Origin of the sequence: Pacificibacter sp., assembly GCF_039769035.1 — a bacterium.
Lineage (GTDB): Bacteria > Pseudomonadota > Alphaproteobacteria > Rhodobacterales > Rhodobacteraceae > Celeribacter.
Genome location: NZ_JBDMZG010000019.1, coordinates 1 through 6,809, shown reverse-complemented (window position 1 = coordinate 6,809; position 6,809 = coordinate 1). Strand labels below are relative to the sequence as shown.

The following is a 6,809-nucleotide window of genomic DNA, read 5'->3' as shown; positions in this document are numbered from 1 at the left end:
TGATCATCGATCAAAGGCTCGGCCCGCAGCAGCCCGCCTGTCAGCCCCTGTACCACGCCTGGTGTTTCCGCCACGAAACGCCAGTCAAAAGCGGTACGCGCAAGAACTTCATTGGCGATATTCAGGGTATGCGTCACGGCGGACGCTTCATAATCACAAAAGCCATTACCGACATAAAGCTCAAACAGCTGTGGCGTCGTGGTGGTATCATGTAGCATCGCAGAGTAATTCCTACCTAGGGACAGCGCAAAAGCGCTAACGCTTAAGCTCCTGAGCCTGTTTAAACACATAGACGTGAGAGGGGTAAATGATAAAATATTCCCAAAAAGAATATTTGTTGCATTAAATTCAAAATAGTAGCATACGAATTCATGTTCAGAGAAAGACACAAATGACTACTGCCAGCCATAATCACCGCCTCATTGATGGGCATAAAGTCGCAATCAAAATCATTAATGAGTGTAAACAATATACCAACGAACAAAACACACTTGGCCGCTTGGTATCAATTTGTATCGGCGATGTACCAGAAACCAAACTCTATATTCGCAACCAAGCGCGCGGCGCAAAAAGTGCGGGTCTGCCTTTTGAACAAATAAAATGGAATGCAAATATCAAACAGAATGAAGCGAAGCGCATTATTCAGAAAATGAACGATGATGCGTCAATTCTTGGGATCATCATCCAACGTCCAGCCCCTCAGCATATCAACATTCGTTCACTCCAATCCGCCGTACATCCGCTAAAAGACGTTGAAGGAATGAACCCTGCCTCGATCGGCAATATAGTTTATTCCGACGTTGCACTCGCGCCATGCACCGCAGCCGCAACCATCCAATTGATCAAGGAAACTGGCCTTAAGCTCGAGGGCCTTGAAGTAGTTATGATCGGCCATTCAGAGATAGTTGGCAAGCCTACCGCAGTTATGCTTATGGCAGAAGGCGCTACTGTCACGGTGTGTCACCATCTCACCCGTTCGGTCGCCATGCACTCGCGGCGCGCCGACGTGATTGTTGTAGCCGTTGGCATAGCAGGTTTTCTAAACTCTGATATGGTAAAACCTGGTGCAGTGGTCATTGACGTTGGAATAAACCAGATCACGGGTGAAGATGGCTCTTATGAGATAGTTGGCGACGTACAGACTGAAGCTGTGACTGAAGTCGCAGGCTGGGTTACTCCTGTCCCTGGTGGAGTTGGTCCTGTAACTGTTGCTATTCTGATCAGAAACGCTATCACTGCGCACAAGCGCCAGTTAGCAGCGGGCTGGATCACCTAGCGGGCAACACGACACACCAATAAAGCCAGCCATACCTTGCTGTCACAACTAAGTGTATGAGTCGAAATATGTTCAAACGTAATTTTTTTAAATACGATAAACCTACAGCAGGCAAGGCAGTCAACGAGACGAATGAGGCCCCTGGCAAGTGTAAATTTCGCCAAAATTGGAGAGTTTCAAAGTGCTTAACATGCTTTTAGCCTAATCTGACAACACAATACTAACCTAACCAATTGCGGGACAACACAAACTGCCGATAGTATATCCCCTTTTTAGATAGCGGGCATAAAGAAAGCCTTCAAAGCACTTATAGAAATGCAGCACTTGGGCGTCCTACTGGCTCCCCCCTAACCCCAAATCAATAGCTCCAAATCCTTATCAAGAAACGCATATGATTACGAAAAGCATACCCTTGAATAAGGCCAGACGTCGCCCACACTGGCCTTATGCCTGATCAGGTGCAAAGATAACTCTCAAGGGTTGCTTCGTGATGGAGCTACTAAATGTTCAAATTACCTCATGACTGCGCACGTGTCATGCTCGTAAATTATGCGCTTGTTAGATAGTTTGCAATCTACGTTATCATGAACCCAATCTACCTAATAACATTGCGCATCAGCCAGTGCTTTCCGATGAGCGAATATTAGGTGCAATTAAGATCATGGAAAAGCTTAATAATTTAGCCTAGCGCATCTGCTAGATCGCAAAAAAGGTTTAGGAGACCACTCAATTTTGTAAGCGCACGTCCAAAATATAGTGCGCTTAGAGTGCCAAATAGCCAACCCCGGAAAAAGCAATTAGGCATCCAATCCATTGCAGAATAGTCAGCCGTTCTTTCAAAAAGATCCAAGCAAAAACAATTGTAAGTAATCCAAACATTGAACTTGCAACAGACGCATATTGCGCATCTGGCTGGTGCGCCGCCGAATTGATCATCAGAAGCGCAATGCCATCAGCGACGCCCATCACCATCAACAACGGTAATGCTGCAACACCGGGCCAAAGTGTTTGTTTCACAGTGATCATGCCAGTTACTAATAATGCAATAGCAACGCATCGCGTTACTAAAGTCACAGGCAATTCACCTGATTGCACGCTCGCCATCTGACCAAAAGCGAACGTTCCAGCAAAGCCGCAAGCAGCCATAACTGAATATGCTATTGTTTTGCCGGCTGGCGGTACTTGCTCGTGATTATGATCCGAAAGGGCTGCAACCAGAGACACGCCAAGTATGATCGACAGCACAGCACCCCACTGTAGGACTGATATATTTGCACCGAACCACGCAGCCCATGCCAGCGATAAGATTGGAAAACTTGCAATGATCGGTGAGACAAGTTTGACCGGTCCACGTTGGAAAGCGCCATAAAGACCAAGGCTGGCCATCAAAAACAAAACGCCTGACAGCACCGAAATTCCTATCACGGAACGGTCGGGGAAAACTGCGCTTTGCTGAACACTCATAACGATCAAATGAAACAAAGTGCCCACAAGCAACACCGTGAGCAGCGATGCCATGAGCGGGGCTTTCTGGCTGATAAAGCGCACACATACATCGTGCACTCCCCACATGACTGCCGCGACCAATCCTAATGCAAGTGCGCTCATTTATCCGAACGGAAAAACGGAATCATGAATACCAAGCAAGCAACCAAAAAGAAGACACTGCCGAACATCGCCCAAAAGCTGCCGATGCTCGCGATGCAAAAGCCTACCGCCGAAATTACGAACAATATCCAGCCGATAAAGTTAATCTGATTGTTACCCAACAGGTTTACTCCGATTTTATTTGCCGTTTCTTTATTATTTATATTATTCTATTAATGAAACATTTTTTCCCTGGATGCAAATATCTGTTGGTTTGGAGATGCAATGCTTGAAGACTATCCACGAGTTCGTCCTGGCCCACCAAAACCGAGCGTAATACTAGAACCGAAGGTTTTTTCACTGCCGCCCGGAACTGAACGCTATGTGATCCCAGGCGCAGGTGCGATCCTTGTACCCGTGTATGCAGGCGATAAATTTACGATAACAAACGATGAAGGCGGTCAGCCGTGCGAGATCGTCATAACCGATGAATACGGCACGCTGTCACCAGAAATTTTAGGGCACACCAGCAGCAAATCTGCGGATGGACTTAAAGCATTACTTACCACTTCAGATCAGTCCTTGCACGGCTTGCGCATGGGGCTTGATGCCCGCTCAATTAATCTGGCTCAGACAGGCGCGATCAAATTTTTTGACGCGGGCACGCCCGCTGGCACATCTGAGAGTTTTTCCGTTTCTGCAACAGGCACGGTGATCGTCGCGGCCCCTGGCGGACCTATGGATTTTGAGGCGCAAAATACTTCAACTCCCCTTACTCTGATGATTACCCGCGCCAAGCTTCAGCCGTACACGCGTTATGAATTGCCTACGCCTTTAGCCGATCCCCTCGCAGACATTCGCGTTCATAGCCAAACTGCTGAGGCCTATTTTGTTAAAGCTGGTGACTACATCCAAATCCTTGATGTTGATGGTCGCCAATGCACCGACTTTGAATGCTTCTCTGCGCGCAAGCTTGACAAAGGCATTGAACACGCTCTTGACGTCACAACCACACGCACGCTGATGGGGCAAGCCTATCCTATGCCGGGTTTACACGCGAAATATTATGATCAAGAAATGGTGCCGCTCGTCGAAGTTGTGCAAGACACGTGCGGACGTCACGATGCCTTTGCCCTTGCCTGCTCTGCAAAATACTATGACGACATTGGCTATCCCGGTCACATTAATTGCTCTGACAACTTCAATCACGCTTTGTCGAAATATAACGTTGCAGGGCGCAAAGGGTGGATGGCGATCAACTTCTTTTTCAATACGGGGCTTGATAAGCACGGGGTGATGTACGCCGACGAACCGTGGTCACGCCCTGGTGACTACGTGTTGCTACGAGCGCTGACGGACATCGTTTGCGTCAGCTCTGCCTGTCCCGATGACACCACAGCCGCGAACGGCTGGAACCCAAGCGACATCCACGTGCGCACTTACTCGGGCGTAGAGAAATTCCAACGCTCTGTCGCCTATCGCCCCACACCTGATGCGGAATATAAAATGACCAAACAGACCGGCTTTCACGACAAATTCGCCCAGCACACGCGCAATTTCATCGAATACAACGGCTATTGGCTCGCCAATTGCTACGCCGCCGCTGGCCCAATCGAAGAATACTACGCCTGCCGTCAAAAATGCGTGATCATGGATCTTTCGCCTTTGCGCAAGTTCGAGATCACCGGCCCTGACGCTGAAGCGCTTTGCCAATACGTATTCACACGTAACATGAAGACACTCGCGATTGGTGGCGTTGTTTATACGGCTATGTGTTACGATCACGGCGGCATGATCGACGACGGCACAGTGTTCCGCCTTGGTAAAGATAACTTCCGCTGGATTGGCGGCGATGATTACGGCGGCGAGTGGATACGCGAGCAAGCGGATAAGCTTGGTCTGAAAGTCATGGTGCGCTCATCTACGGATCAACTCCACAATGTTGCAGTCCAAGGGCCTGAGAGCCGCGATTTGCTGAAAAAGATCGTTTGGACCGCGCCACATAACCCCGAGTTCGAACAGTTGGAGTGGTTCCGCCATACACCTGCCCGCCTCAACGATGAAAGCGGCACACCGTTTGTTGTTTCGCGAACAGGCTACACAGGTGAGCTTGGTTATGAGGTTATGTGCCACCCGAAAGATTGCGCCGAGATATGGCAAGCGATCTGGGACGCGGGGCAAGAACACGGCATCAAACCCATGGGCCTAGAAGCGCTTGATATGGTGCGCATCGAAGCGGGCCTGATCTTCGCAGATTATGACTTTTCCGATCAAACCGATCCGTTTGAAGCAGGTATCGGCTTTACCGTGCCGCTGAAATCGAAGACTGATGACTTCATTGGCCGCGATGCCTTGATCCGACGCAAGGAAACCCCTGCGCGTAAGTTGGTGGGACTTGAAATCGACAGCAATGTCGACGTAGAGCACGGTGATTGCATCCATGTAGGTCGCGCGCAGATTGGCGAAGTCACATCTTCCATGCGCTCGCCCTTGCTGGGTAAGAATATCGCCATGGCACGGGTTGATGTTGCGCATTCAGCAGTGGGCACTGCGTTGGAAGTTGGCAAGCTAGATGGCCACCAAAAACGCCTGCCCGCAGTGATCACAGGCGCGACAGCTGCCTATGATCCAAAGAAGGAGCGCCCCCGCTCATGATCCGCGTCCTCGCAGCTTGCGCGCTGCTCCTCGTTGCCAACATAGCTAACGCGCAATCAGTAAAACTGACGGCAGAGCAAATCACGAATTTGCTGAGCGGCAACACAGCCGTCGGCAAATGGGACGGCGTAGGCTATCGCCAATACTTTGGCGGCGATGGTGTCACGATATACGTGCAAGATGGCGCGCAATCTGCACGCGGCGAATGGCGCGTTGACGCAAGCCGCGACGAATACCAAAGTATTTGGTCCAAGGATGATGCTTGGGAGGGCTGGTATGTCATGGAATATGTCGGAGTTTATTTTTGGGTGAGCAAAGCCACCCCACCGACGCCCTTTCGTGTGGAGCAAGGCGAACACCTTGTTGAAGAGTAGCGCCACTTTCGCATTTCTCGCTATTGCGACACCTGCAATTTCGCAGACGTGCGATGTGTAAGAAGCACAACTAAACACGCGCGATGGCATCATTACATATTTGAGACAAGACACCTCGCGCGAAGTGATATGCGCGGTCGCGTTGATGCAGAACGGCAAAACCAGCTCATTCTGCTATGCAATATATGAATACCGCTCACCCAACGCAAGTGGCGTTGAAGCGTTGAAGCGTTTGGATACCACCCTTGCAAACTGTTTCCCAGCGCACGAAATGAACGGTGCGGGCGATATCATGAACCACCCTGACAGTTTTGATCAAAAACAATTCTGTGCACCTGAGTATGACCTCAGTCTTTCGCTCAAAGACAAAGCGACCCTAAGCCAAAAACTGGTGTTCTTACGTTTGGATGAGAGTGCGAACGTACCGAATTCTTGCGAATGATATGGCCCTTTGATCTGTATCAACGACGCACAAACGAGCGCGGTGCACGATATTCCCTATGAGCATGCTTGATGACATTGGCGGCGAAGCCTCCCTGCGCGACTTGGTCGAGCATTTCTACGATCTGGTCGAAACCTTGCCCGAAGGCTCAAACCTGCGCCGCGGGCACGGCGTTGAACATGCACGTGTTGAGCAGTTCAATTTCCTCACAGGTTTTATGGGTGGGCGGTACTATTACAAAGAAAAACATGGGCATATGGATGTGAAACTGATGCATGCACGTGTCCCAATTAGGCAAAAGGACGCTGACAATTGGGTGCTTTGTATGTCGCAAGCGCTTAGCGACGAAGGTCATGAGGGCCCTCTGGCGGATCGTTCGGACACAGTATTTCGCCGCGTCGCTGATATCCTAGTTAACGATATTGAGGATTGGGAGACAGCCGGAACACGGCGCTAACCCGGCATCATCTTTCCG

7 protein-coding genes and 1 pseudogene are annotated in these 6,809 nt (G+C 49.8%); 6 read left to right on the top strand and 2 right to left on the bottom strand.

Features of this window, described 5'->3' with window-relative positions; translation table 11 throughout:
- Positions 1-218, bottom strand: a pseudogene (locus tag ABF287_RS01295) (AraC family transcriptional regulator); the annotation flags it as partial.
- A gap of 173 nt (positions 219-391) precedes the next feature.
- On the opposite strand from ABF287_RS01295, the gene ABF287_RS01290 reads away from it, so the two are divergent.
- Positions 392-1,276, top strand: coding sequence for a bifunctional 5,10-methylenetetrahydrofolate dehydrogenase/5,10-methenyltetrahydrofolate cyclohydrolase (locus ABF287_RS01290; protein ID WP_347183217.1), 885 nt, complete (start codon positions 392-394; stop codon positions 1,274-1,276).
- A 762-nt stretch (positions 1,277-2,038) separates the two neighbouring features.
- Here the strand turns inward: ABF287_RS01290 and ABF287_RS01285 are convergent.
- Positions 2,039-2,884: a DMT family transporter gene (locus tag ABF287_RS01285; RefSeq protein ID WP_334067791.1), complete on the bottom strand. Its 846-nt coding sequence runs from the start codon at positions 2,882-2,884 to the stop codon at positions 2,039-2,041.
- Here ABF287_RS01285 and ABF287_RS01280 point away from each other — a divergent pair.
- The 5 genes from ABF287_RS01280 (at position 2,869) to ABF287_RS01260 (ending at position 6,791) form a co-directional block, all read left to right on the top strand.
- On the top strand, positions 2,869-3,156 hold the full coding sequence (locus ABF287_RS01280) for a hypothetical protein (protein ID WP_347183216.1): 288 nt from the start codon (positions 2,869-2,871) through the stop codon (positions 3,154-3,156). The two genes, ABF287_RS01285 and ABF287_RS01280, sit on opposite strands and share 16 nt — an antisense overlap.
- A complete protein-coding gene (locus tag ABF287_RS01275) occupies positions 3,149-5,518 on the top strand; it encodes a DUF1989 domain-containing protein (RefSeq protein WP_347183215.1) in 2,370 nt (789 codons plus the stop codon). The genes ABF287_RS01280 and ABF287_RS01275 overlap by 8 nt, the downstream gene beginning before the upstream one ends.
- Positions 5,515-5,892 carry a hypothetical protein gene (locus ABF287_RS01270; protein ID WP_347183214.1) on the top strand — a complete coding sequence of 126 codons (378 nt, stop codon included), beginning with the start codon at positions 5,515-5,517 and terminating at the stop codon, positions 5,890-5,892. The genes ABF287_RS01275 and ABF287_RS01270 overlap by 4 nt, the downstream gene beginning before the upstream one ends.
- 145 nt (positions 5,893-6,037) lie before the next feature.
- Complete coding sequence (locus tag ABF287_RS01265) at positions 6,038-6,334, top strand: hypothetical protein (RefSeq protein ID WP_347183213.1); 297 nt, start codon at positions 6,038-6,040, stop codon at positions 6,332-6,334.
- A gap of 58 nt (positions 6,335-6,392) precedes the next feature.
- Positions 6,393-6,791, top strand: a complete 399-nt coding sequence (locus tag ABF287_RS01260; RefSeq protein ID WP_347183212.1) for a group II truncated hemoglobin — start codon at positions 6,393-6,395, stop codon at positions 6,789-6,791.
- Positions 6,792-6,809: the final 18 nt, after the last annotated feature.